This window comes from Lacisediminihabitans sp., from assembly GCF_036569425.1.
Lineage (GTDB): Bacteria > Actinomycetota > Actinomycetes > Actinomycetales > Microbacteriaceae > Lacisediminihabitans.
In genome coordinates, this window is the sequence record NZ_DATCQQ010000017.1 from 1 (window position 1) to 22881 (window position 22881).

The following is a 22881-nucleotide window of genomic DNA, read 5'->3' on the forward strand; positions in this document are numbered from 1 at the left end:
CCGCCGCGGCGGGCGTCGGCGAGCCGACGGCCGCTCCGGCGAAGAACGCTCCGGTGCCGAGAAGAACGACGGCAAGCCCGAGAGCGGAGAAGAGCCACGCGTTCGGATGCGTGCGGATGCTTGCGAAGATGCCGCCGAGCGCCGCGGTGGCCGCGGCCTTCACTCCCGTGGGGGGCTCGCCCGCAGAACCCGACACGGCGGAACCCGACACGGCGGAATCCGACACAGCGGCATCCGATCCGGTACCGGCGTCGGCTGTGCCGGTGCCGCCTGCACCAAGGTCGGCGCGGCCGGGGCCGGTCGCAGGGAACATCACCGTCTCGACATCGTTGGGCACGGGCCCGCTATCGGAGGTCGCGGGAATGTGAGCCGTCGCCGCGGCGACCGGCAGGAACTGGGTGTGCCCGTCCGCCGGGATCAGTTCTGTCGCCGGCGGCTCTTCCGCCACGGGCTGCTGGGCGGCGTCGACCCGGGCCGCGTCGGCCGCCTCGGCAGCCTCACGAGCGGCGCGCCGGCTCAGGTGCTGCTCGGGGGGCGACTGTGGGTCCTGGGGGTCACTCACGCCTCCATTCTAAACGGAGGCGGTTGTGAGCCTATTCGCCCGGGTACACCACGCCGATCTGGCGCCGGATCTCGTCGAGCGTCTCCATGATGCGCACGCTCTCCTCGGGCGGCAGGATCTCGCCGCTTGTGAGCCCCGCCCCGATGAGGCGCTCGGCCTCCCAGGCCTGGAACTGCATCCCTCGCGGCTCCACCGCCGTCTCGAAGCGCTCGATCACGGTGCCCGCCGAGTCAAAGACGGTGAACGTGGTCGGCGAGTACCAGACCGAATCGATCTCGATGCGCCCCTCGGTGCCGAGGATCACCGCCCTGTTCGGGCCGGCGGTGTCGAGCGCGCAGTGCAGCACGGCCTGCTGGCCGTCGGCATAGCCGAAGACGATCGCAGTCTGGCGGTCGACACCCGTGGACGTCTTCGCGGCGTTGGCATACACGGTGGACGGGGAACCGAACAGGTCGAAGGCGAATGAGATCGGGTAGATGCCGAGATCGAGCAGGGCGCCGCCGCCGAGTTCTGGGTTATTGATGCGGTGTTTCGGATCCGTCGGCAGGTTCTGGTTGTGGTCGGCGATGAGCGTGCGCACGTCGCCGAGCGTGCCGGCGGCGACGATCTCCCGGATCCGCACCATGTGCGGCAGGAACCTCGTCCACATCGCCTCGAGCACGACGAGGCCGGCGTCGGCACCCACTCGCACCACCTCGCGGGCCTCTGCCGCGTTGAGGGTGAACGCCTTCTCGATCAGCACGTGCTTGCCGGCGCGGAGGGCGAGCAGGGCGTTCTCGGCATGGAACGGATGCGGCGTCGAAACGTAGACGATGTCCACGTTCGGGTCAGCCACGAGCGCCTCATAGCTGCCGTGCGCCTCAGGAATGCCGAACTCGGCCGCGAATGCGTCGGCGGACTCCTGGCTGCGGGAACCGACGGCGGTCACAGCGAACCCGTTCTTCACGAGGTCGGCGACCTGCAGGTGGGCGATGAAACCGGTGCCGAGGATGCCCCAGCGAATCGTGCCAGCCATGTCTTCCTTCCGCCCGGGCGACCGCGCCCGCACCACAAGAAATCTAGCAGCCACCCCAGCGGGCCGCGGCCCGCGTGAAGCTGTACGGCTCGTTGGGGATTCCGCCGTGCGTCATCGCGAAGTAGATGCAGACGCCGCCCGTGCCGCCAGCGTAGCTCGGCTTGTAAAGGGACAGCCGGTGCGGCGGCGAGTCCCACCACTTCTGGGCAACCGTCGCGCCGCTGTTCCCGGTTCCGCCGGCGAGGTTGCCGTCGCAGCCGACGCTCGGCACGCCATCGCTGCGCACGGAACCGAGGTGGCCCCAGGCGCTCATCGGGTCGGTGCTCGGGTCTTCCGCCATCCAGAAGAGGCGCTGTTCCATGCAGCCGTCGTAGCGGAAGTTGCCGGCCGGGATGGACGGCAGGCAGTTCGCGGCCCGGATGGCGTTGTAGGCCGCGGAGAAGGACTGGATGTCGCCGGACGTCGTGCCAGCGACACCTCCGCCGGACGTCCGGCCGGGCGCGCTTCCGCCGCCGCCTGCGCTGCCGGGGCAGGCGCTGCCGGTCGCCGCCGCGGCGGCGCGGCGCTCCGCGGTGCCGGACGCAGCGGACGGGGTCGCACGATGTCCGCTCGCGGTCCTCGGCGCCGGCGAGGCCGGCGGAGCGACGACGACGGGTACCGGCACGGGCTTCTGGCCGAGGTGCTCGGTGTCCGTCTTGAGGTAGGCGGCGGTTTGGGCGGCGCGGCTCACGATGGTGTCGATGCCGGGCACCGCGATCTGAACGGTGGCCGTGGCCGTCCGGGCGACGGGTGAAGCGAAGACGGGCACCCCGGTCTCGACGGCGGTGGCGGACGAGGCCGAGCCGAGCGCCGGACCGCCTCCGCCGACGAACGGCAGCACGAGTGTGAGCACGGCCGTCACGAGTGTCGTGAGTAGTGCAAAGCGCTTCATTCCAGATTCCCCCGAACCCCGTGAGGTGCGTACCCCTCAGCAGCACCTCCCACAACGCTAGGCCCGCCCTCGCCCGGTCACAACCAATTTCGGGGATCCGGCCAGACGAACACCCTCGAAGTGGGGGCGTGTCGTTGCCTAAGGAAACCCTCAGTCCGGGGGCAGAACACGCGTTGTGTCCCCCTTAAGGCGGACAGGATTTGCGGCGAGGAGGCGAGAATCCGAACCGCTCTTGCGCGAGCCGGTGGGCCTCGAATGCCGCCCCCCTCGAGCGGGAAAATGCCTCGCAGATGCGTGTTGGCGTAGCGGATCCACCGCGTTTCCGAGTCGAACTGGAGCAGGTGCTGGGCGACGATCAAGCAGAGCAACTCGGCATCCACCAGCCGAGGCTTACGACCGCGGACATGGTCTCTGGACAGGCCGATCCCCGGCGGGATCCGATCATCGCGGAAGACGTAAAGTGTGGTCAGGAGGTCGACTGGAGCTCCTGTCGGCAGCTGCAGATCGTCTTCCAGTCGCAACTCGACAATCGGCCGCGCGAGGGACGCCGGCACCACACGTCACGGTACGACGAGCACCGGGCTGCCGACGGCGATCTTCGCCATTGCAATGTCGCCGGCGGTATCGAGACGGATGCAGGCGTGGCTGACCGCCCCGTCGTGCACCGCGGACCAATGGATGCCGACGAGTCCCTGGTCAGGCCCGAACGGGTGATCGGCCACGGCCGAATGCGCCCCGGTGAGGTAGATCGAGTGGCCGACGACCTGCTTCGGGTCGCTGTACCGCGCCTCGAGGTAGCTCACTCCCACTGGGGTGGCCGTCGCCGCCTTGCCGACTCCGATCGGGTAGCTGGCGGTCACCGCGCCATCCGCGGTGTTCACGATGGACAGGGTGCCCGCGCCGAGACGCACGAGCACGTGCTGCAGCACCGGGGCGCCACCAACCAACTGGTCGGTCCGCACCCAGGCCATGGTCTGGGAAGCGGCGACCCCGGTGCTCGACGTGCTCGGCAGCTCACGCCGGCTGGGCGTGAGAATCTGGGTCCACTCGCCGTCGTGAACCACCACGGGAGCGACCACCGTGCGTGATCCCAGGAAGTTCAGGAACGGCAGGGAGGCGACGGGCGGCCCGGAGCGATCGGCACCGTAGAGGGGAGTCAGGTCGGCCTTGAGGGTGAAGGTCTCCGCGCGAATGGGAAGGACTGCCGCTGGCGCTGCATCAAGAAGACCGGGGATCACCGCGTCGTAGTTCGCGTCGGGCAGGGCGGCGAGTGCCGCGGCATCGGGCGGCGTGTAGGCCGGGCCCGTCGCCGTGGGGACGGGCGCTGGCGTCGACGGAAGAGCCGAAGGCGGCGCGGTCGGCGCCGTCGGCGAAGGACTCGCGGTCACCGCGACGGCAACCACCGCGGACACCACGACCACCGCCGCCGCGGCGATCAGAATCCAGCGACGTGATCCAGGAATGACGGACACCGGTGAGCGCTCCGCGCCCCGCCGAACGGCGGCCGTTAGCCCGAGACGACGGGAAGTCGCGGGGAGCTCGAGGCCAGGATTGTGTTCCGAATCGACACCGTGCAGGTGACCGTGGCGCCGCCGTCGGTGCCTGAACCGTTGCACTGGTTGACGGTCACGGGGAGCACCGAGGTGATGGTAGACGGGCCAACGCTGCACTGCACGCGGATCACACCGCCGCCACCGGTGCCGGAGCCGTTGCACTGGGTGACCGTGGCATTGGTGGTGTTTGCCGGGAACGGGTCGCAGATCATGGTCGAGCCGCCGCCGCCGCCAGTGCCCGATCCGACGCACTGGTTCACCGTGGCGGCCGTGGGAGTGACGGTGCCGGTGATGTTGTTGAGGATCGTCACGCTGCAGATCACGTTGGCGCCGCCGCCGTTGCCAGAACCATCGCACTGGGTCACGGATGTCGTGAGGGTCGGAAAGTTCTGGGTGAGGGTGATGCAGGTGATCACGGGCGGCGCGCCGGCGGCACCGTGGCAGTCGTTGGTAGTCACCGAGGAACTGACCGCGCCCGTGGCCAGATTGAGATTGTTCGTGATGGTGACATCACAGACCACTGCCTGGCCCCCGACATTGTCGGTGCCGTTGCACTGGTTGACCGCGGGAGAGGCCGGAGCAGCGTAGGTCGACAGCGGGTGAACGCCGATAAGTACGGAGACCGCGACGAGGAGTCCGAGGATGAAACCTGACCGCCGCAAGTTAAACGTGGTGTTACTTGTCATGGTAATTGCTCCCTACGTTCACTGCACGGTACCACGGGGTTTCCCCCGCGCTGCTATGTCGAGCGCCGGGCATTTTCGCGACGAGCGGCTCACATCCGGCTGTACACCTCCCCAACGAGTTCGGCGAACAACTCGTCCTCTTCGCGCTCGAGGCCGCGTCGAGTGAACCACTCGCAGACGTTGTGGCAGTCCCGTTGCAGCAGGGCCATCCCGCCGGGGTTGCTCACGACATCCACCAGTTGCGGAAGGTCGATCGCCACGACGCGACCGCGCTGAACGAGCAGGTTGTATGGCGAGAGGTCGCCGTGCGCGGTGCCCGCGCCGGCGAAGACCCGCATGATCTCCACCACCTGGGCGAAGTAGCCGTCGAGTTCGGCGACGGAGCAGCGCACCTGCGCGAGCCGCGGGGCGGCGACCACACCCTCGCCGATGAACTCCATCAGTACCTCGGTGCCGTTCACCTGCACCGGATAGGGAACCGCCGCGCCGAGCGAGTGCATGGTGCTGAGAGCCTCGAACTCGGCGTAGGCCCAGCGGGCCGCCGACACCGAGCGCCCGTAAGCGGATCCCCTGGCCACCGCGCGGGAGTCGCGCGTATTCCGCATCCGGCGACCCTCGCGGTACTGGGCCGAGCGATGGAAGTCGCTCGTCTCCGGCCCGCGATAGCGCTTCGCGGCGAGGATGCTCGACTGCGCCGGGTCGTCGGGCACGGCGCGTTCGATCAGGAAGACGTCTGCCTCCTTGCCGGTCTTGACGATGCCAAGTTCGCTGTCGATGGCGGCCGCCGAGGTGACGACCCAGTCGGGGAGCGGACGCGGACCGCGCTCGCTGGGGGTGATCGCCGGCCAGGTGGACCAGCGCTGGTTCTCGCCGGGTTCGACGAGGGAAAAGCTGAGGGCGACGAAATCGTCGTCGGATACTGACACGGTGGGTTCTCCAGGGGGCTGGAGGCCGCCGGGCGTTAGAGAGCGGCGGCCTCGATGAGTGAGGTGGCGTCGGGGCACAGCACAAGGAAGGTCGTCATGGCGTCTTCCCCTCTCATCGGCCGCTCGCGGAGCGGTGTCGTGTGGCTTCAGTGTAGCGAGGCCGGCCTGTTCATCGGGAGTCTATGCAAACACCGTCGGGGCTTTGTATTGCGGTGTCAGCGTCGGGCACATGACGATAAAACGATCGACCGGCCTCATCGGCCTACTTGCTTTCGCGCTCGTGGGCGGGGTGGCCGCCGCGGCCATCACGCAGAATGTGGCCGGGCCGCACCAGGACGGCACCGCCACGACATCCGTCGGCCAGCGGGTCACGCCCGCCGGCCAGCAGACCCGCCTCGGCGATCTGCCCCTCAACTCCGCCCTCTCCCCCGACGGCAAGAAGCTGCTCGTGAGCAACAACGGCCAGGGAACGCAGTCGCTGCAGCTGGTCGATGTCGGCACCCGCGCGGTGGTGCAGACGATCAGCTACCTCTCCCCCGAGTCGCTCTACATGGGACTCGCCTGGAGCCCGGACGGCACGAGGGCCTTCGCGAGCGCCGCCGCGAACGCCAAGATCCGCGTCTACTCGTTCGCCAATGGCACGCTCACCGAGGGCACCGCCATCCCCCTTCCGTCCACGACACCGGATGGCGCGAAACTGAACCTCTTCCCCGCCGGCCTCGCGCTCACCCCCGATAGCAAACGGCTGGTCGTGGCCGACCAACTCGCCGACGCGGTGTCCGTGGTCGACCTGGCCACCGGAACCGTCTCCACGGTGCCGGTCGGTCATCGGCCCCTCTGGGTCACCCTCTCCAAGGACGGCCAGACCGCCTACGTGACGAACCAGGGCGCATCCACCGTCTCCGCCGTCGGCCTCGCCGGCCCCGACCCGGTGGTCACCGCGACCCTCCCCGTCGGCCTGCACCCCAACAAGTCGCTGCTGTCCACGGCGGGCGACACACTCTACGTCGCCAACGGCGATGCCGACACGGTGTCCGCGGTCGCCCTCTCCGCCGGCACGTCGTCGACCATCAGGCTCGCGCCGTACGACGGCGCGCCGATCGGCTCGAACCCGACCGGTCTGGCCCTGGACGACACGAAGGGCACGCTCCTCGTGAGCAACTCGGGCAACAACGATGTGGCGGTCGTCGACCTCGCCAGCAAGCAGGTCGCCGGCGTCGTGCCCGTCGGCTGGTATCCCACCTCGGTGGCCTTCGCCGGCGGCAAGCTGCTCGTCACCAACGCGAAGGGACTGGGCGCCGGGCCCAACAACGGGCCGGGTCATCCCAACCCGGAGTCCACGACCCCGACGGCGGAGAACCAGTACACCGGTTCGATGATCACCGGCACGCTCTCGAGCTTCGACATCCCCACCGGGGACCGGCTGCGCAAGGCCACGAGGCAGGTCGAGAGCAACAACAGCTCGGTCGCGGCCCAGGGCGAAGTGATTCCGCGCAAGCCAGGGCAGCCGAGCCCGATCAAGCACGTGATCTACATCGTGAAGGAGAACCGTACATACGACCAGGTGCTCGGCAGCCTCGGCCGGGGAAACGGGGATGCGTCCCTCAACCTCTTCGGCGATGAGTCCGCCCCGAACTTCCGCAGCCTGTCCAAGCAGTTCACGACGATCGACAACTTCTACGCCGACGCCGAGGTGAGCGCCAACGGCTGGAACTGGGTGACCTCCGCCAATTCGAATCCATACGCCGAGCAGATGTGGCCGGCCAACTACTCGGGGCGCAAGGCCCCGTACCCCAGCGAGAGCGCCGACCCGGAACACGCCTCGCAGGAGCCGGACAACACCTACGTCTGGCAGCGCCTGGCCAAGGCGAACGTCAGCTTTCGCAACTACGGATTCTTCGTGCAGAACTCCGGCGGCAGCTTCATCGCCGCTGACCCGGTGCTCAATGCGCAGACCGACCACGGCTACCGCGGCTTCGACATGGGCTGCCCGGATGCCTCGGGCACCTTCACCGCGCTCAAGGCGGACTGCGGAACCCCGAGAGTGGACGAGTGGATCAAGGACTTCACGGCGAGCGTGACCGCGAACACCGTTCCCACCGTGCAGTTCGTGCGGCTGCCGAGCGACCACACCCAGGCCACCAGCCCGGGAAAGCCCACGCCGAAGGCCTACGTCGCGGACAACGACTTCGCGCTCGGCCAGCTGGTCGACACGGTGTCGCATTCCAAGATCTGGAAGGACACCGCGATCTTCGTGACCGAGGATGACGCGCAGAACGGCCCGGACCACGTGGACGCCCACCGCACCCTGGCCCTCGCGATCAGCCCGTACACGCAGACCGGCAAGGTGGACTCCACGTTCTACAGCACGGCATCCATGGTTCGCACCATCGGCCTCGTGGCGGGCATCCAGCCGCTGACCCAGTTCGACGCCTTCGCCACCCCGATGAGCGCCTCCTTCACGAGCGAGGCGAATCGCGCCCCGTATTCGGCGGTCCGTCCCTCGTACGACATGGCGACGGTGAACGCGGCTAATGCCCCGCTGGCGACGCAGTCCGGAGCCCAGAAGACGGTCACCGAGGACACGATCGACGAGCAGCTCTACAACCGAGCCATCTGGAAGTCGGTGCGCGGCACCGGATCGGTCATGCCGGCCCCCGAGCACAACGTCATCGGCTCGGGTGGTGCACCCGACGGCGACGAGTAGCCCGGCGCCGCGCGAGCGGCGAGCCTGACGGGGCCCGGCGAGCAATCGCCGGGCCCTTTCGCACGCGCATTCGATGCTTGACACCGCCCGAGTGCGGCGGGGCTAATCGGCGTCTGGGCTAGTCGGGGTCTGGGCTAGTCGGGGTCTGGGCTAATCGGCGTCTGGGCGTTCGCCGTCGACCGGCGGGCTTGCCCAGGCTCGCTCGACTGCCCTGTTGACGTCATCGGAAAAGCCGCCGTTTCGCAGCGCTGCTCCCGCCTGGGGCGCCGCGACGAACCTTGCGATGCGATTGACCTCGCTCTTGCTCAGGTCGAGCACGTCCGCGGTCTGCCGCTGAGATAGGCCGCTCAGAGTGCAGCGGCGCACCGCTTGGGCCAGCACCAGCTGCAGCGTCAGCTCCGCATCCTCGGCCGATCTCTTCGCCGCCGCAACGGCCGCCGCGCACTGCTCTGCCGTGACCGGAAAGTCTGGAAACGGCGTGGCCGAGAATTTGTGTCCCATGTTTGGGACAGTAGCACTACCAGGACAGCATGCGGGCCTGCATGAGTTCCCCTCCGCACTCTGATCTGCGCAGACGGGTTGTCGAGCGCCCCACGGCGGCCTATGGTCAGGGGCAACACCACCCAACACGAAGGAGTGAGGAAACCATGAGCGACAACACCTACCGAGTGATCGAAGTCGTCGGAACGTCCCCGGACGGCATCGATGCGGCCATCCGAAGCGGCATTGCCCGGGCATCGGAGACGGTCCGTCACCTCGACTGGTTCGAGGTCATCGGCACCCGCGGCCACATTGAGGACGGGGCGATTGCCCACGTGCAGGTCACGATGAAGGTCGGGTTCAAACTCGAATGACGGCTCTGTCATCTGGCTAGATCTCGGTGTGCTCGTGCGGGAAGAGCAGCCGCACACAGCCCCAGCCAAGTGCGGCACCGACCAGTTGGGCCGCGATGTAGCCGCCGGCCGAGCCGGGCGCGATGCCGGCGAAGGTGTCGGTGACCATGCGGCCGATCGTTATGGCCGGGTTCGCGAAGCTGGCCGAGGAGGTGAAGAAGTAGGCCGCTCCGATGTACGCGCCGACGGCGGGAGCCGCCAAGGCGGCGCGACCGGTGCGCACGAGGGCGAAGATCACGAGAACGAGGCCGGCGGTCGCGACGACCTCGGCAAGCAGGTGCGGGGCGGACAGCCGCTCCGTGGTGCTCCACGTCGCGGCCCGTTCGCCGAACATCAGGTTGGCGAGCATCGCGCCGGCGATGCATCCCACGACCTGCGCCGGGATGTAGCGCACGGCCTCTCCCCAGGTGCGATGACCGAGGAGCGCATCAACGAGAGAGACGACGGGGTTGAAGTGGGCTCCCGAGAGTGGGGCGAACACCAGGATCAGCACGGTCAGGCCGAGCGCGGTGGCGAACGCGTTCTCGAGCAGCTGCAGCCCCGTGTCGTTCGGAGACAGCCGCTGGGCGGCGATCCCCGAGCCGACGACGATCGCCGTCAGCAGTGCGCTGCCCAGGAACTCGCCGGCCACCCGCCGGGCAGCGGATGCAGCGGCGATGCGAGATCCGGTTTCCGCGGGCAGGGAAAGCGTCTCAGACAACGTGTGCAGACTCGTGCGGGGCGTCGATAGTGGTCACGCGGAGAGCTCCTTCGACTCGACGCGGAGGTGGGCATGGTGACGACATTGGCGCAAGGCTGGTTGCACGGGCCGGTCAGACCGTGGCGGGCAGCAGTTCGGCCAGCAGGGCCTGGACCCGGGCCTTGATGTCGTCGCGGATCGGGCGAACCTCATCAATCGACTTGCCCTTCGGGTCCGTCAACTCCCAGTCCTCGTAACGCTTGCCCGGGAAGATCGGGCACACGTCGCCGCATCCCATCGTGATGACCACGTCGGAGTCCTCGACCTGCTCGGTCGTCATCAGCTGGGGCACGGCCTGCGAGATGTCGATGCCCTCCTCCGCCATCGCCTGGATCGCCATGGGATTGATCTGGTCACCGGGCTCCGACCCGCCGGATCGCACTTCGACGACCCCGCCGGAAAGTGCGCGCATGTAGCCGGCAGCCATCTGCGAGCGACCCGCGTTGTGGATGCACACGAACAGGACAGTGGGCTTCTCAGACATTGGATTCCTAACTCTCGACGACACTAAAAGCATAGACCGAGATCTATGGATCCGTGGCTCGATCGAGTGAGAATTCAGGCGGCGTTCACCTTGAGGGACACGAGGAGCGCCCGCACTCGCGTTTCGATGTCATCGCGAATGGCCCGCACCTGGCCTATCGGCAGGCCCACCGGGTCGTCGATTTCCCAGTCGAGGTATCGTCTCCCCGGGTAGACGGGGCAAGCATCTCCGCACCCCATCGTGATGACAACGTCCGCCGCGCGCACCACCTCGTCAGTGAGCGGTTTCGGAAATTCGCCGCCGATCGACACACCGATCTCATCCAGTGCGGTGATGATCACCGACCGAACGGCGCTGGCCGGCGCCGATCCCGCGGTATGAACCCGCACGGTGTCGCCGGCAAGGTGGCGGAGGATTCCCGCGGCCATCTGGGACCGGCCCGCGTTCTGCACGCAGACGAACAAGACCTCGGGAACGTGGTCGAGCGCGGCGGACTCGCTTCGTGCCAGAGCCGAGAGCCTATCGGCGGCAAACCGGGAGGCAAGCGAGGGAAGGTACCGCGTGATCCGGGCGTTCTCGGCGAGGAGCGCATAGCTCTCCCGCACGTACCGTTCGACGGTCTCTGGACCGAACACGCCGGCGAACCGCCTCGAGAGATCGGTCGATATGCGCTCGAGCACACCGTCGGCCATCACGGTGGCGCGGGACCCGGTGAGCACCTCCGCCACGCGATCCGCCTGCTCCGGTTGCATCGAGTACCACGCGAGTCGGCCTTCGGGGGTTCGCTCCAGGAGACCCTCGTCAACGAGCGCCTTGAGGTGATGGCTCACCGTCGGTTGGCGCAATTGGAGCTCGGCCGCCAGCTCCCCGACCGAACGCCTCCCCGTCGGGCTATCCATAATGAGCCCGAGGATGCGCGCCCGCGTCGGATCCGCGAGGAGCTTCAGCACCGCCGCCGTCCCCGAATCGGTATCCATAGATTGCAGTCTATGGGTTAGGGGGCGTCGACAACGGGATGGCGGGCGTCATTTCCGTGAGCTGACCAAGGATGCTTCCGCACGAACGCTCGCCGCGGCCATCCGGGAGCGGGCGTACCAACGCTCGATGCCGTTGGCCACCCGCAACCTGCGCATCAAGAGATACGAGTGTGACGTTCCCGCATCGTGGACAAGACAGAGCAGCCCACGAGTGATGCGCGCCTTGCGCGTCCTGCACCATGTAGTCGGACCAGCGCACCAACATCGCCACGGCATTAGTCCCGCACCATCCACAGTCACGGTAACGGACCTCTACGAACTTCGTCATGGTGCACTTGTGGCCGACAACTGCACTAACCGACAGACCCTCAACGAGGGGTTCCGGAGGGGACGCCATCCGAAGGAGTCCACACGATGGGGCTTGCACCCCAACGTTTACCGGAGCCGCCTGTCAGAATCGAACTGACGACCTTCTCATTACGAGTGAGATGCTCTACCGACTGAGCTAAGGCGGCGTGCTTCGGGAAACCCAAGTGGCACAGCATGAAAGCTTAGCGGATCGCGAGGCGTCCGCTTGCGCCCCGGGATCAGCCGGCCGGCACCGCCGCCGGCGCGAGGATCGAGCCGAGCTGGCCGAACGAGTCGCGCAGCCGATCAGCGAGGGCGACTCCCCCCTCGTTATCGGCCCAGCAGGTCCACGCGTGCTTCATCGCTGCAGCGGCGACGAGAGTGATCAGGCGGGACCTGTCGGCGAGGGCCTCCGGCTGGCGCGCGAACTCCGGCTGGTCCGCCACGAGACGGCGGGCCACCACGTCGGCGAGCTGGTCCTCGAACGCACGCATTGCCGCCATCCGCAGGGCGACGAACTGCGGATACTGCTTGAGCACGCCGCGGCGCAGCAGGAGGAGGTCGGTGTCGGTGGATGAGACGTCAGAGGCCTCCGTGAGCAGGTCGCCGATGCCCTCCAACAGGCTGGTCGACGGGCCGGCCGCAACGAAACGGGCGATGGCCTCCTCGCCGGGAAGCTCCGGTGCATCGCCGGCGATCGCCGCCTCCTTCGAGGCGAAATAGTTGAAGAAGGTACGGGGCGAGACGTCGGCGACATTGCTGATCTCGTCGATGGTGACGTTGTCGAGGCCCTTTTCGGCGACGAGGCTGAGGGCGGCGAACTGGATGGCGCGCCGGGTGGCCAGACGCTTGCGTTCGCGCAGACCGGAGTGGGCGGCATCGATAGTCATGAGTACATTCTTGCGCGAACTGCAAATTTGCACAATTTGGTGCGTAACACGGTCGGCCAGTGTTCCCGGCTCATCCGGTGCAGTCCGGATCGCTCGAGGGCACCGCTCCGGTGGTGAAGTAGCGGTCGACCGCGTCATCCACACAGGCGATTCCGCGGTTGTACGCGGTGTGGCCCTCGCCGTGGCGCGTGATGAGGTGCGCGCTCTGCAACTGCTTCGACAGCGCCACGCCCCACGGGTACGGCGTCGCCGGGTCCCCGGTGGTGGCGAGCACGAGGATGGGCGCCGCCCCCGTGCCGGTCACGGGAGACGGCGGCGTGCGGTTGTGGAACGGCCAGTTCTGGCACACGACATCGCCCACCACGGAGGGTCGAGTCGTCGTGGGGGCGGCCTCCACCAGCAGGGCATTCTGCCGGGCGATCTCCGCCGGGTCGGTCACCACCGGATAGTCCAGGCACATCACCGCATAGAACGCGACGAGCGAGTTGTCCTTGTATGTTCCGTCGCTGTTGCGGCCGTTGTAGAAGTCCGCGAGCACGAAGGCGGTATCCGTCTTGCCCTTCCTGATCTCACCGAACATGTCGCTGAGGTACGGCCAGGACGACTTGTCGTAGAGGGCGGAACTGATCGCGGTGGAGAGCAGGTTGTTGTCGAGTTCGCGACCGTCCGGTGCGGTCAGCGGCGACACGGTGAGATGGTCGTAGAGGGCGGAGATCTTCGCCAGGCTGTCGTCGACGCTCCCGGTGAACGGACAATTTTTGGTCGACGGGCAGTCCTCGAGGTAGTGCCGCAGCGCGGTTTCGAAGGCCTTCGACTGCTCGAGGTCGACGTCGAAGATCGACAGGGTCGAATCCGTCGAGCCGTCGAGCACTACGCGACCCACCTTGCCGGCGAACCGGTCGGTGTAGAACATGCCGATGTCACTGCCGTAGGAGTAGCCGAGGTAGTTGAGCTTCTTGTCCCCCACCACGGCGCGCAGCATATCGAGGTCGCTGACCGTGCTCTGCGTGTCCACGAAATCGAGCAGCCGGCCGGTGTTCTTGAGGCACGCGGCCCCGAGATCCTTCGCCGACTTCGTCACCTCCGCCACCCACGCTGGGCTGTTGACGGAGTTCTTGGCCAAGCCGTAGATGTAGTCGTCGAGCCCGGCGTCGTCGTAGCACTTCACAGCGCTCGACCTGCCGACGCCCCGAGGATCCCAGCCGATCACGTCGAAGCTCTTGCGCAGCGTCGCGCTCACGGCGAACTTGAGATTGTCGTGCACGGTGTCGTAGCCGGAGGCGCCCGGCCCGCCCGGGTTGACGAAGAGCGAGCCGAGGCGCGTGCCGGTGGCGGATGCCCGGGTGAGCGCGAGCGAGATATCCGAGGACGCCGACGGGTGTTTCCAGTCCATCGGCGCCTTGGCGAACGCGCACTGCTGGCTGCCGCAGGCCTTCCAGCGGAGCACCTGCGAGTAGTACGACTGCAGCTCGGCCGAGACCTTCTCCCCCGTCGGCTTCGAGGTGGAGGAGGACGCGCCGGTGTGGGTGTCGAACGGCACGCAGCCGCTCAGCACCAGCGTTGCGGCGATGAGCGCCGCGACGATCCCGACCGCGCGCACGCCCCTCCGCCGGGACGTCAGCACAGGGGATCCTTCGCCGGCACGGTGCCACTCACGAGGAAGTCGTCGACGGCGTTGTTCACGCAGGCGTTGGACTTGTTGTACGCGGTGTGTCCCTCGCCCTTGTAGGTGACGAGGTGGCCGTTGTCGAGCTCCGAGGCGAGATTCTTCGCCCACACGTAGGGTGTCGCCGGGTCGTTCGTGGTGCCGACGACCATGATCGGGGCCGAGCCCTTCGCCGCGATCGCGACCCGGTCACGCGTGGACGCGAACGGCCAGGCGGCGCAGGATACGTCGTACGACAGTTGCGGGCCGAGCACGGGCGCCGCCCGCTTCAGCGTGGCGGCATCCGCCCTCAGGCTCGCGTTCGTCACCGGAGGATTCTCGTAGTCGAGACAGTTCACTGCGATGAACGCCTCGGCGGAGTTGTCGGTGAACTTTCCCTTGGCATTACGCCCGAAATAGTTGTCGGCGAGCTGGAAGGCGTAGTCCGCGTCGCCCTGCATCGCCTGGCTGAACAGGTCGTTGAGGTACGGCCAGCTCTTCTTGTTGTAGAGCGGCAGGATGATCGCATTGGTCATCGCTGCGCTGCCGAGCCGGCGGCCGTCCGTGGCGAGCAAGGGGCTCGCGTCGAGGCTGTCGAGCAGGGAGCGCACCGTCGCCATGGCGGAATCCACGGAACCAGTGAACGGGCATTTCTTTTCGGTCTCGCAGTCGGCGATGTACGCGCGCAGGGCGCTCTCGAACCCCTTCGCCTGGGTCTCGCTCACGTCGAGACTCGAGGTGGCCGGGTCGAGCGCCCCATCGAGCACCAGTCGCCCGGTCTTTTTCGGATACAGGTCGGCGTAGGTGGCACCGAGCAGCGTACCGTACGAATAGCCGAGGTAGTTGAGCTTCTTGTCGCCGAGCACGGCGCGCAGCAGGTCCAGGTCGCGGGCGGCGCTCACCGTGTCCACGAAGCCGAGCAGGTCGCCGGTGTATTTGAGGCAGGCCTCCCCGAATTTCTTGTTGCTCGCCTCCTGGTCGGCGATCCAGGCATCCGATCCCACCGGATTCGGCGACACGTCGAAGAGGTAGGAGTCGAGCTGCTTCGGATCGTCATAGCAGGACACCACCGACGACTTGTTCACCCCGCGAGGGTCGAAACCCACGATGTCGAAGTTCTTCTGCAGCGTGTCGTCGACGGCGTAGGACAGGCTGTCGCGCACGAAGTCGTAGCCGGAGCCGCCCGGTCCCCCAGGGTTCACCAGCAGCGAACCCAGCGCGGTGCCGGAGGTGGTCTTGCGGATGAGCGCGAGCGAGATCGACTTCGTCTCCGGGTTCTTCCAGTCCATCGGCGCCTTCGCCGTCGTGCACTGGAAGGCGCCGCCCTCGCAACTCTTCCACTTCAGCACCTGGCTGTAGAACGGCTCGAGGTCGGCCGCCACCGTCTCCCCTGTCGGGGTCGACCGGGTGCTCGACGGCTTGGGCAGGAACGACGAGACGCACCCGCTCAGCACGAGCACGGCGGCCAGGGCCGCGGCCACGGCGGAAGATCGCGCCGGGTGGCGACGTATGGTCATGGATTCCTCTGGTCGGGCGCTCGGCGAGCGCGAGAGTGCTGTGGTCGTGGCGGCTACCGAGCCGCCGAGATGAGCATCGCCTCGAGGGCGAGGGCGGGCGACACGTTGCCGTCGATGCGCTTGCGGGCCGTGGCGATCGCATCCATCGTCGCGAGTGTCGCCGCCGCCGTGGTGGCATCCGCCGCGCTCACGAGCTGCGAGTAGATGGCCAGGTTGATCGGCTCACTCGGCACCCCGAGCTGAAGCAGCAGCACGTCGCGGTAGAGCGACTGCAGGTCCACCATTATCCGGTCGATGCCGTCGCGCAGGCTGCGGGTCGCCCGCCGCTTCTGGTCTTCCTCGAGGGTGCGCAGCTGGGCGCGCAGCGCGGGCGGGATGGTGCCGCCCGGCTCGATGCCGAGCGATCGCAGGGCTCCCTCGCGCTCCTCCGCGTCGCGCTCCTCGGTGATCGACTTGGCATCCTCGCCGGCCAGAGCGAGGAGTTTGGACGCGGCAATCACCGCATCCGAGACACTGCGGATGCCGAGGGCGATGTCCAGGGTCACCTGGCGTCGGCGTCGCGCCTCCTCATTCGTCGCCAGGCGATGAGCCATGCCGATGTGGCTCTGCGACTCGCGCGCCGCGCGCGTGGCGGTGGCGAGGTCGACCCCGTCACGACGGGAGATCAGCTCGGCGACCTCCGCGACATCCGGAACCCGCAGCCGCACGCTACGCACCCGCGACCGGATCGTGGGAAGCAGGTCGGCCTCGCTCGGCGCGCAGAGGATCCACACCGTGCGGGGCGGCGGCTCCTCGAGCGCCTTGAGCAGAACGTTCGACGTGCGTTCGACCATGCGGTCGGCGTCTTCGATCACCATCACCCGGTAACGGCTCACCGATGGCGAGAAGTAGGAGGTGGTGACGAACTTCTGCACGTCCGCCATCTTGATGATGACGCCCTCGGTCGACAGCACGCCCAGATCCGGATGCGTGCGGGCCGCAACCTGGCGCCTGGTCGCCTCTTCGCCGGCCGGGTCGGGCGGGCTGAGCAGCGCGGTCGCGAAGGCGTAGGCCAGGTTCGACCGACCGGAGCCGGGCGGACCGGTGATGAGCCACGAGTGCGTCATCGCGGAGTCGCCGATGGGCGCGTCGCGAAGGCTCGAATCGGCCGCCGCGGCGCGGAAGATCGCAATGGCCTCCGACTGGCCGGTCAGTTCATCCCACACGGACATAGCGCTAAGCCTAGGCGGACCCGCCGATAGCCAGCTCTACGCCGGCCGCTGCTTTCCGCGCCGCTCGCGCTGCGCCGCCTTCTACCGCGCCGCCCAGGCCGCCGATCTTGCCTGCCGCGCCGCCCTCGCCACCTGCGCCATGCCTGCCGCGCCGCCCTCGCCACCTGCGCCATGCCTGCCGCGCCGCCCGCCCTCGCCGCCGTGTGCATAACTCAGGCTGTTCTTCCATAACCACGCGCATCCGCCTGGTCGGAACGTTCAACTACGCAAACAGCCTGAGTTATGCACACGGGGGCAGGCAGAGCAGACCGGCGGACAGTCGAGGCGCGGCAGGCGCGGCAGGCGCGGCAGGCGCGGCAGGCAATCGGACGAAAGTCGTCCGCCGTGAGCAATCGCGTCAGCGGACGAGCAGTGCCTCGACGCGCGCGCGGATGGCCGCGGAAATCGACTCGATCGAGTCGGTGGCACTCAAGACCAGGAAGCGGTCCGGCTCGTCGGCGGCGAGGCTCAGGTAGCCCGCTCGCACCCGGGCGTGGAAGTCGTCCTTCTCTGCCTCCAGGCGGTCGTACCGCGTGCGGGCGTCGTCGAGGCGCTCCCGACCGATCGTCTCGTCGAGGTCGAGCAGGATGGTGAGGTGCGGCATGAAGCCCTCGGTCGCCCAGAGGGACAGGTCGCGCACCTCCTTCGCGTCGAGCACCCGACCGGCGCCCTGGTACGCGACGGAGGAGTCGAGATAGCGGTCCTGGATCACGATGTCGCCGCGCTCGATCGCCGGCCGCACCTTCGTGGCGATGTTGTGCGCGCGGTCGGCCGCATAAATCAGGGCCTCGGCGCGCGGCGCGATGTGACCCCGCCGGTGCAGCACGATCTCGCGCAGCTCGACGCCGAGCTCGGTGCCGCCCGGCTCGCGCGACCGCACCACGGCGTGCCCGGAGGCGACGAGCCAGTCGGCGAGAAGCTCGGCCTGGGTCGACTTGCCCGAGCCGTCGCCGCCCTCAAAGGTGATGAAGAGCCCGGACACGACTATTCGCTTGCGGCTGGCTTCGATGCCGCCGCCTTGCGCACCGCCGGCTTCTTGACCGCAGGCTTCTTGGTAGCGGGCTTCCTGGCCGCCGGCTTCTTGGCAGCGGGCTTCTTCGCCGGAGCCTTCGCCTTCGGCTTCGCCGGCCCCTTCGCACGCTTGTCGGCAAGAAGCTCGATGGCGCGATCGAAGTCGACCTCCTCAACCGTCTCCCCGCGCGGGATCGTCGCGTTCGTCACGCCGTCGGTGACGTATGCCCCGAACCGGCCGTCCTTGATGCGGATGGGCTTGCCGCTGACCGGGTCGGCGTCGAACTCCTTGAGGGCACTCGATGCGCGCCGCGCACCGTACTTGGGCTGGGCGTAGAGCTCGAGGGCGCCCGGGAGGTCGATCTCGAAGATCTGGTCCTCCTCGGTGAGCGACCTGGTGTCCGCCCCCTTCTTCAGATACGGGCCGAACTTACCGTTCTGGGCGAGAATCTCCTCGCCGGTCTCGGGGTCCTGCCCCACCACGCGGGGCAGCGCCAACAGACGCAGGGCGGTGTCGAGGTCCACGGTTGCGAGGTCCATCGACTTGAAGATGGATGCCGTGCGCGGCTTCACCGCGGCGACCTTCTTCGGAGCGGCGCGCTTCTTCTTCGGCGCGATGATCTCCCCGGTGACAGGGTCCACGGTCTCGGCCGGCTCGGCGACCGACTCCACGGCCACGATCTCCGGCTCGGGGTCGACCTCGGTCACGTACGGCCCGAACCGGCCGTCCTTGGCGACGACGTTCTTGCCGTTCTCCGGGTTGACGCCGATGACGCGATCGACGACGACGGGCGCCTCGATGAGCTGGCGTGCCTTGTCAACCGTGAGCTCGTCCGGCGCCAGGTCCGGTGGGATGTTGACCCGGCGCGGCGGAACATCCGGCTCGGCCTCGGGGTCGATCACCTCGAGGTACGGGCCGTACTTGCCGATGCGAAGCGTCACGTCATCCGCGAGCTTGATCGAGTTGATGCTCTTGGCATCGATGTCGCCGAGGTTGTCGATCACGTTGCGCAGCCCGCGGTGCTTGTCGCTGCCGAAATAGAAGCTGTTGAGCCAGGCGACCCGGTCCTCTTCCCCGCCCGCGATGCGGTCGAGGTCGTCTTCCATGCCCGCGGTGAAGTCGTACTGCACGAGGTCGGTGAAGTAGTCCTCGAGCAGCCGAACCACCGAGAACGCGATCCAGTTCGGAACGAGGGCCGTGCCGCGGGGGGTCACGTACCCGCGGTCGATGATCGTGGAGATGATCGAGGCGTAGGTGGAGGGACGACCGATGCCGAGCTCTTCGAGCGTCTTGACGAGGCTTGCCTCCGTGTAGCGCGGGGGTGCACTGGTCTCGTGCCCCTTCGCCTCCACGTCCACAATGTCGAGCTTCTGCCCGGCGGTGAGCGGCGGCAGCTTCGCCTCGGTCGGCTCCGCAACGTCGTTGCGGTCTTCGTCGCGGCTCTCCTCGTAGGCCTGCAGGAAGCCGCGGAAGGTGATGACTGTGCCGCTCGCCGCGAATTCCGCGACCGCGTCACCGAGCACGGGACCCGCGGTGATGACCACCGAGGCGGTCGACCCCTTCGCGTCCGCCATCTGCGACGCGATGGTGCGCTTCCAGATGAGGTCGTAGAGCTTCCAGTCGTTGCCGCGGAGCACGCCCTCGAGCCCGGCGGGGGTGCGGAAGGTGTCGCCGGCCGGGCGGATCGCCTCGTGGGCCTCCTGGGCGTTCTTGCTCTTGCTCGCATAGACGCGCGGCTTCTCCGACACGCTCTCCGCGCCATACAACGAACTCGCCTGGGCCCGCGCGGCGTTGATCGCCTGCTGCGAGAGGTTGAGCGAATCCGTACGCATGTAGGTGATGTAGCCGTTTTCGTACAGGCCCTGCGCCACGCTCATGGTCTGGCGGGCGGAGAAGCGCAGCTTGCGCGCCGCCTCCTGCTGCAGCGTGGAGGTGCTGAAGGGAGCGGCCGGCCGCCGCGTGTACGGCTTCGAATCGACCGACGCCACGACGACCGAGACGCTCGGATCCCGAAGCGCGTCGGCGAGGGCCGTGGCCGCCTTCTCGTCCAGGGCCACGACATCCGCGCGGCCTCCGGTCTGAGCCTTGAGCTGGCCCTTGTCGTCGAAGTCTCGGCCCGTGGCCACCCGGCTGCCGTCGAGCTTCGCCAGGCGAGCCTCGAACCGAGTCGAATCGACGGATGCCGTGAGCTGGGTCGAAAGGTCCCAGTACCCGGCCGGAACGAAGGCCAGCCGTTCGCGCTCCCGGTCGACGACGAGCCTCGTGGCCGCGGACTGCACCCGGCCGGCAGACAAGCCGGGCCCGATCTTGCGCCAGAGCACGGGCGAGACCTCGTAGCCGTAGAGGCGGTCGAGGATTCGGCGGGTCTCCTGGGCGTCGACGAGGGCGGTGTCGATGTCGCGAGTGTTCTCCTGCGCGCGCTGGATCGCCTCTTTGGTGATCTCGTGGAACACCATGCGCTTCACGGGAACCTTGGGCTTGAGCTCGTCGAGAAGGTGCCACGCGATGGCCTCGCCCTCGCGGTCCTCATCAGTTGCGAGATAGAGCTCGTCGGCGCCCTTGAGCGCGCGCTTGAGTTCGGCGACCGTCTTCTTCTTCTGGTCGGAGACGACGTAGTAGGGGGCGAAACCGTTTTCCACGTCAATGGAGAACTTGCCGAGCGACCCCTTCTTGAGTTCCGCCGGAAGGTTCTTCGGCTCGATAAGGTCACGGATGTGTCCGACCGAGGCCAACACCTCGTATCCGTCGCCCAGATACTGGGCGATCGTCTTCGCCTTTGCCGGCGACTCGACTATGACCAGCTTCTTCGTGCCTGGCACCTTGCTCCTTGGCTTTTGCGGCTTGCGCCACTGCTGTTTCTCGAACCTCGCCCAGCCTGCGGCGGCGTTGGTACAGGATGTCGCGGCGAAGGTTGTCGGGGCGCACCCCCGACAGGCACACCATACACACAGAAACGCCGAGCAACCCCATTGCACCCCCGATCATGACGACGCCTTTCGCTCAGCCCGGTGGCAAACAACCGTGCCCGCTAGCCGCCCGGCGGTCCGAACGTCGACTCCCCCGGATGCCCCGCCGAGCCGCCGGGCGGACCAGCAGTCGCGCGAACGCTGAGCCCGAATCCGACCACCGCGACCTCCACGCTCACCGTGACGACGGGGCCGTCGACCACGCAACCGTCGAGGCGCGCGCCGTTCGACGCCGCCACGGCGGCCGCCGATTCGCAGGGAACTCCCGGCCGGATGCCGACGGCCACGTCCGCCGCAGCGAGCGCGGAGGCGTCGGCCGCGGCCCACCCCTGCCCTACCGCGGCGAGGGCGCGAATGACCGGAATCATGAGCGTCGCGATGGCGATGACCGCCGCGATGAGCGCGACGCCGAGCACCGATCCCGAGCCGCTCTCGTCCCTCACCGGCCACCGGCCAGGGCGCAGCTGCGCGCCGAGAGGGACACGGCGCCCAGCAACCCGCGCACCGCGGATCCGGGAGAGCTCGCGCGCACGCAGACGATCGACCCCTGGCCCTCCTCGCTCAGCGTCGCGCCGGGCGCGAGCTGGGCCGCCATTCGGCCGGCGGTGCCCAGCGCCTCCCCGCGCGCCAGCGACCGGGCGGCGCTCGCCGCCACCTGCTGCAGCCGGAGTTGCGTGCCGGCGAGCTGCAGCCCGGACAGGCACATCGCGAGCACGAGCACCACCGCCGGGATCACGACGGCGAATTCCGCCGTGACACTGCCCCGCTCGGGAGAACGGTCAACCCGCAAAGGTGAGTGCACGGTGCACCAGGTCGGTGAGGATCCCCCTCACCTCGTCGCTGCGCAGTATCGCCACGAGCAGTCCGGCGAAGCCGACCGCGGCCATCGTGGCGATCGCGTACTCGGCCGTCGCCGCCCCCTCCTCTTTTCCCAGCATCCTCTTCAGACGTTTCATGCCCCTGTCCCTTCGTGTCGATTGATCGTGCCGACCTGTGCCGGCCACGCCAGCCTGCCCACGTCCGGCGGCACCCGGCTCCCGAGCGCACCGGTCGGGGGGAACCGGCGAGCGGGCCGTGGCTGTGGGCGAGACGAGCGCCGCCGCTCAGAACCCCGCGACCGTCGAGGACACCACCGCGATGAGCAGCGGCGCGACACCGAGCAGCATGAACGCGGGCAGCACGCAGACGCCGAGCGGAAGCATGAGGGTGACCGCCACGGTTGCCGCCCTGCGCTCCCCGGCACTGCGGGCGGCCCGTCTCGCCTCCGCGGCCTCGCTTCGCAGGAGGGCCGCCGCCGGAACGCCCGCACGGCGCGACAGTGCGAGCACGCCGTCGATGGCCTCGCGACCCCCGTCGTCGTCGAGGCCGAAGCGCGCCCACGCCCCACTCACGGAGGAGATGGCCCTCGGGAGCGCCGCGCCGCCCGACACCGCGATGGCCATGAGATCGAGGGAGAGGCCCGGGGTGAGCTGTCTCGGCCGCGCCGAGTCGACGAGGCGCCGACTCCACCAACGGGCAGCGAGCATCAGCGCCACACCGAGGCCGAGGCACACGAGCCCCGGCGGGGTGGTGAACAACACGGACAGGCTGTCGAAGCCGAGCACCAGGCCGAAAAGCACGCCGACCACGGGCAGCATCACCACCATGCGCGCGGTCGCGGCCGGTCCGGCGAGCGCGGTACGCAGGTCCTCCTGGTTCTGCGCGAGCGCCCGCAGCGACGACGCGAGTTCCGCGAGCGTCGGGGCGAGCGGTGCGCCGGCATCCGTCGCCACCTGCCAGG

Annotated in this window: 21 protein-coding genes, 1 tRNA gene and 2 pseudogenes; 2 read left to right on the top strand and 22 right to left on the bottom strand. The window is 68.2% G+C overall.

Annotated elements, in window-relative coordinates:
- The 7 genes and pseudogenes from VIM54_RS02535 to VIM54_RS02560 form a co-directional block, all read right to left on the bottom strand.
- Positions 1-562, bottom strand: a pseudogene (locus tag VIM54_RS02535) (hypothetical protein); the annotation flags it as partial.
- Between the two features lie 31 nt (positions 563-593).
- Complete coding sequence (locus VIM54_RS02540; protein ID WP_331898906.1) at positions 594-1577, bottom strand: Gfo/Idh/MocA family oxidoreductase; 984 nt, start codon at positions 1575-1577, stop codon at positions 594-596.
- A gap of 43 nt (positions 1578-1620) precedes the next feature.
- The gene (locus tag VIM54_RS02545) at positions 1621-2508 is read right to left on the bottom strand and encodes a hypothetical protein (protein WP_331898907.1); all 888 of its coding nucleotides are present in this window, start codon (positions 2506-2508) and stop codon (positions 1621-1623) included.
- Positions 2509-2780: 272 nt separating this feature from the next.
- Positions 2781-3005, bottom strand: a pseudogene (locus tag VIM54_RS15975) (hypothetical protein); the annotation flags it as partial.
- Positions 3006-3068: 63 nt separating this feature from the next.
- The gene (locus VIM54_RS02550) at positions 3069-3980 is read right to left on the bottom strand and encodes a L,D-transpeptidase (protein WP_331898908.1); all 912 of its coding nucleotides are present in this window, start codon (positions 3978-3980) and stop codon (positions 3069-3071) included.
- A gap of 35 nt (positions 3981-4015) precedes the next feature.
- Positions 4016-4747 carry a hypothetical protein gene (locus VIM54_RS02555; RefSeq protein ID WP_331898909.1) on the bottom strand — a complete coding sequence of 244 codons (732 nt, stop codon included), beginning with the start codon at positions 4745-4747 and terminating at the stop codon, positions 4016-4018.
- 89 nt (positions 4748-4836) lie between these two features.
- A complete protein-coding gene (locus VIM54_RS02560) occupies positions 4837-5673 on the bottom strand; it encodes a serine protein kinase RIO (RefSeq protein ID WP_331898910.1) in 837 nt (278 codons plus the stop codon).
- Between the two features lie 229 nt (positions 5674-5902).
- On the opposite strand from VIM54_RS02560, the gene VIM54_RS02565 reads away from it, so the two are divergent.
- Entirely contained in the window at positions 5903-8380 is a 2478-nt protein-coding gene (locus tag VIM54_RS02565; RefSeq protein ID WP_331898912.1) for a bifunctional YncE family protein/alkaline phosphatase family protein, read from the top strand.
- A gap of 150 nt (positions 8381-8530) precedes the next feature.
- Here the strand turns inward: VIM54_RS02565 and VIM54_RS02570 are convergent, their stop codons facing one another.
- Positions 8531-8881, bottom strand: coding sequence for a hypothetical protein (locus VIM54_RS02570; protein WP_331898914.1), 351 nt, complete (start codon positions 8879-8881; stop codon positions 8531-8533).
- A 146-nt stretch (positions 8882-9027) separates the two neighbouring features.
- Here VIM54_RS02570 and VIM54_RS02575 point away from each other — a divergent pair, with 146 nt between their 5' ends.
- On the top strand, positions 9028-9234 hold the full coding sequence (locus VIM54_RS02575) for a dodecin (protein ID WP_331898916.1): 207 nt from the start codon (positions 9028-9030) through the stop codon (positions 9232-9234).
- Between the two features lie 16 nt (positions 9235-9250).
- Here the strand turns inward: VIM54_RS02575 and VIM54_RS02580 are convergent, their stop codons facing one another.
- The 14 genes from VIM54_RS02580 to VIM54_RS02645 all read right to left on the bottom strand — a co-directional run.
- Positions 9251-9931 (bottom strand): MIP/aquaporin family protein, encoded by a 681-nt coding sequence (locus VIM54_RS02580; protein WP_331898942.1) that lies wholly within the window; start codon positions 9929-9931, stop codon positions 9251-9253.
- 154 nt (positions 9932-10085) lie between these two features.
- Positions 10086-10496: an arsenate reductase ArsC gene (locus tag VIM54_RS02585; RefSeq protein WP_331898918.1), complete on the bottom strand. Its 411-nt coding sequence runs from the start codon at positions 10494-10496 to the stop codon at positions 10086-10088.
- 74 nt (positions 10497-10570) lie between these two features.
- Complete coding sequence (locus VIM54_RS02590; RefSeq protein ID WP_331898920.1) at positions 10571-11473, bottom strand: metalloregulator ArsR/SmtB family transcription factor; 903 nt, start codon at positions 11471-11473, stop codon at positions 10571-10573.
- 442 nt (positions 11474-11915) lie between these two features.
- A tRNA-Thr gene (locus VIM54_RS02595) sits at positions 11916-11988 on the bottom strand.
- Between the two features lie 72 nt (positions 11989-12060).
- Positions 12061-12711 (bottom strand): helix-turn-helix domain-containing protein, encoded by a 651-nt coding sequence (locus VIM54_RS02600; RefSeq protein ID WP_331898922.1) that lies wholly within the window; start codon positions 12709-12711, stop codon positions 12061-12063.
- Positions 12712-12781: 70 nt separating this feature from the next.
- On the bottom strand, positions 12782-14335 hold the full coding sequence (locus VIM54_RS02605) for an alpha/beta hydrolase (protein ID WP_331898924.1): 1554 nt from the start codon (positions 14333-14335) through the stop codon (positions 12782-12784).
- A complete protein-coding gene (locus VIM54_RS02610) occupies positions 14329-15873 on the bottom strand; it encodes an alpha/beta hydrolase (RefSeq protein WP_331898926.1) in 1545 nt (514 codons plus the stop codon). The genes VIM54_RS02605 and VIM54_RS02610 overlap by 7 nt, the downstream gene beginning before the upstream one ends.
- 53 nt (positions 15874-15926) lie before the next feature.
- The gene (locus VIM54_RS02615) at positions 15927-17084 is read right to left on the bottom strand and encodes a DNA polymerase III subunit delta' (protein ID WP_331898928.1); all 1158 of its coding nucleotides are present in this window, start codon (positions 17082-17084) and stop codon (positions 15927-15929) included.
- Between the two features lie 397 nt (positions 17085-17481).
- Complete coding sequence (tmk, locus tag VIM54_RS02620; RefSeq protein ID WP_331898930.1) at positions 17482-18105, bottom strand: dTMP kinase; 624 nt, start codon at positions 18103-18105, stop codon at positions 17482-17484.
- Between the two features lie 2 nt (positions 18106-18107).
- The gene (topA, locus tag VIM54_RS02625; RefSeq protein ID WP_331898932.1) at positions 18108-20954 is read right to left on the bottom strand and encodes a type I DNA topoisomerase; all 2847 of its coding nucleotides are present in this window, start codon (positions 20952-20954) and stop codon (positions 18108-18110) included.
- A gap of 209 nt (positions 20955-21163) precedes the next feature.
- A complete protein-coding gene (locus tag VIM54_RS02630; protein ID WP_331898934.1) occupies positions 21164-21544 on the bottom strand; it encodes an Rv3654c family TadE-like protein in 381 nt (126 codons plus the stop codon).
- Positions 21541-21903: a TadE family type IV pilus minor pilin gene (locus VIM54_RS02635; protein ID WP_331898936.1), complete on the bottom strand. Its 363-nt coding sequence runs from the start codon at positions 21901-21903 to the stop codon at positions 21541-21543. The genes VIM54_RS02630 and VIM54_RS02635 overlap by 4 nt, the downstream gene beginning before the upstream one ends.
- On the bottom strand, positions 21881-22057 hold the full coding sequence (locus VIM54_RS02640) for a DUF4244 domain-containing protein (RefSeq protein WP_331898938.1): 177 nt from the start codon (positions 22055-22057) through the stop codon (positions 21881-21883). Before VIM54_RS02640 ends, VIM54_RS02635 begins: the two co-directional genes overlap by 23 nt.
- A gap of 147 nt (positions 22058-22204) precedes the next feature.
- Positions 22205-22881 (bottom strand): hypothetical protein (locus tag VIM54_RS02645; protein ID WP_331898940.1); only part of this gene is annotated, 677 nt, incomplete at its 5' end.

Excerpts from the sequence above, each read along its gene's own strand:
- VIM54_RS02615 (WP_331898928.1), bottom strand. The coding sequence starts at position 17,084 with ATGTCCGTGTGGGATGAACTGACCGGCCAGTCGGAGGCCATTGCGATC.
- VIM54_RS02545 (WP_331898907.1), bottom strand. The coding sequence starts at position 2,508 with ATGAAGCGCTTTGCACTACTCACGACACTCGTGACGGCCGTGCTCACA.
- VIM54_RS02540 (WP_331898906.1), bottom strand. The coding sequence starts at position 1,577 with ATGGCTGGCACGATTCGCTGGGGCATCCTCGGCACCGGTTTCATCGCC.
- VIM54_RS02585 (WP_331898918.1), bottom strand. The coding sequence starts at position 10,496 with ATGTCTGAGAAGCCCACTGTCCTGTTCGTGTGCATCCACAACGCGGGT.
- VIM54_RS02565 (WP_331898912.1), top strand. The coding sequence starts at position 5,903 with ATGACGATAAAACGATCGACCGGCCTCATCGGCCTACTTGCTTTCGCG.
- VIM54_RS02610 (WP_331898926.1), bottom strand. The coding sequence starts at position 15,873 with ATGACCATACGTCGCCACCCGGCGCGATCTTCCGCCGTGGCCGCGGCC.
- VIM54_RS02600 (WP_331898922.1), bottom strand. The coding sequence starts at position 12,711 with ATGACTATCGATGCCGCCCACTCCGGTCTGCGCGAACGCAAGCGTCTG.
- VIM54_RS02575 (WP_331898916.1), top strand. The coding sequence starts at position 9,028 with ATGAGCGACAACACCTACCGAGTGATCGAAGTCGTCGGAACGTCCCCG.
- VIM54_RS02570 (WP_331898914.1), bottom strand. The coding sequence starts at position 8,881 with ATGGGACACAAATTCTCGGCCACGCCGTTTCCAGACTTTCCGGTCACG.
- VIM54_RS02590 (WP_331898920.1), bottom strand. The coding sequence starts at position 11,473 with ATGGATACCGATTCGGGGACGGCGGCGGTGCTGAAGCTCCTCGCGGAT.
- VIM54_RS02640 (WP_331898938.1), bottom strand. The coding sequence starts at position 22,057 with ATGAAACGTCTGAAGAGGATGCTGGGAAAAGAGGAGGGGGCGGCGACG.
- VIM54_RS02555 (WP_331898909.1), bottom strand. The coding sequence starts at position 4,747 with ATGACAAGTAACACCACGTTTAACTTGCGGCGGTCAGGTTTCATCCTC.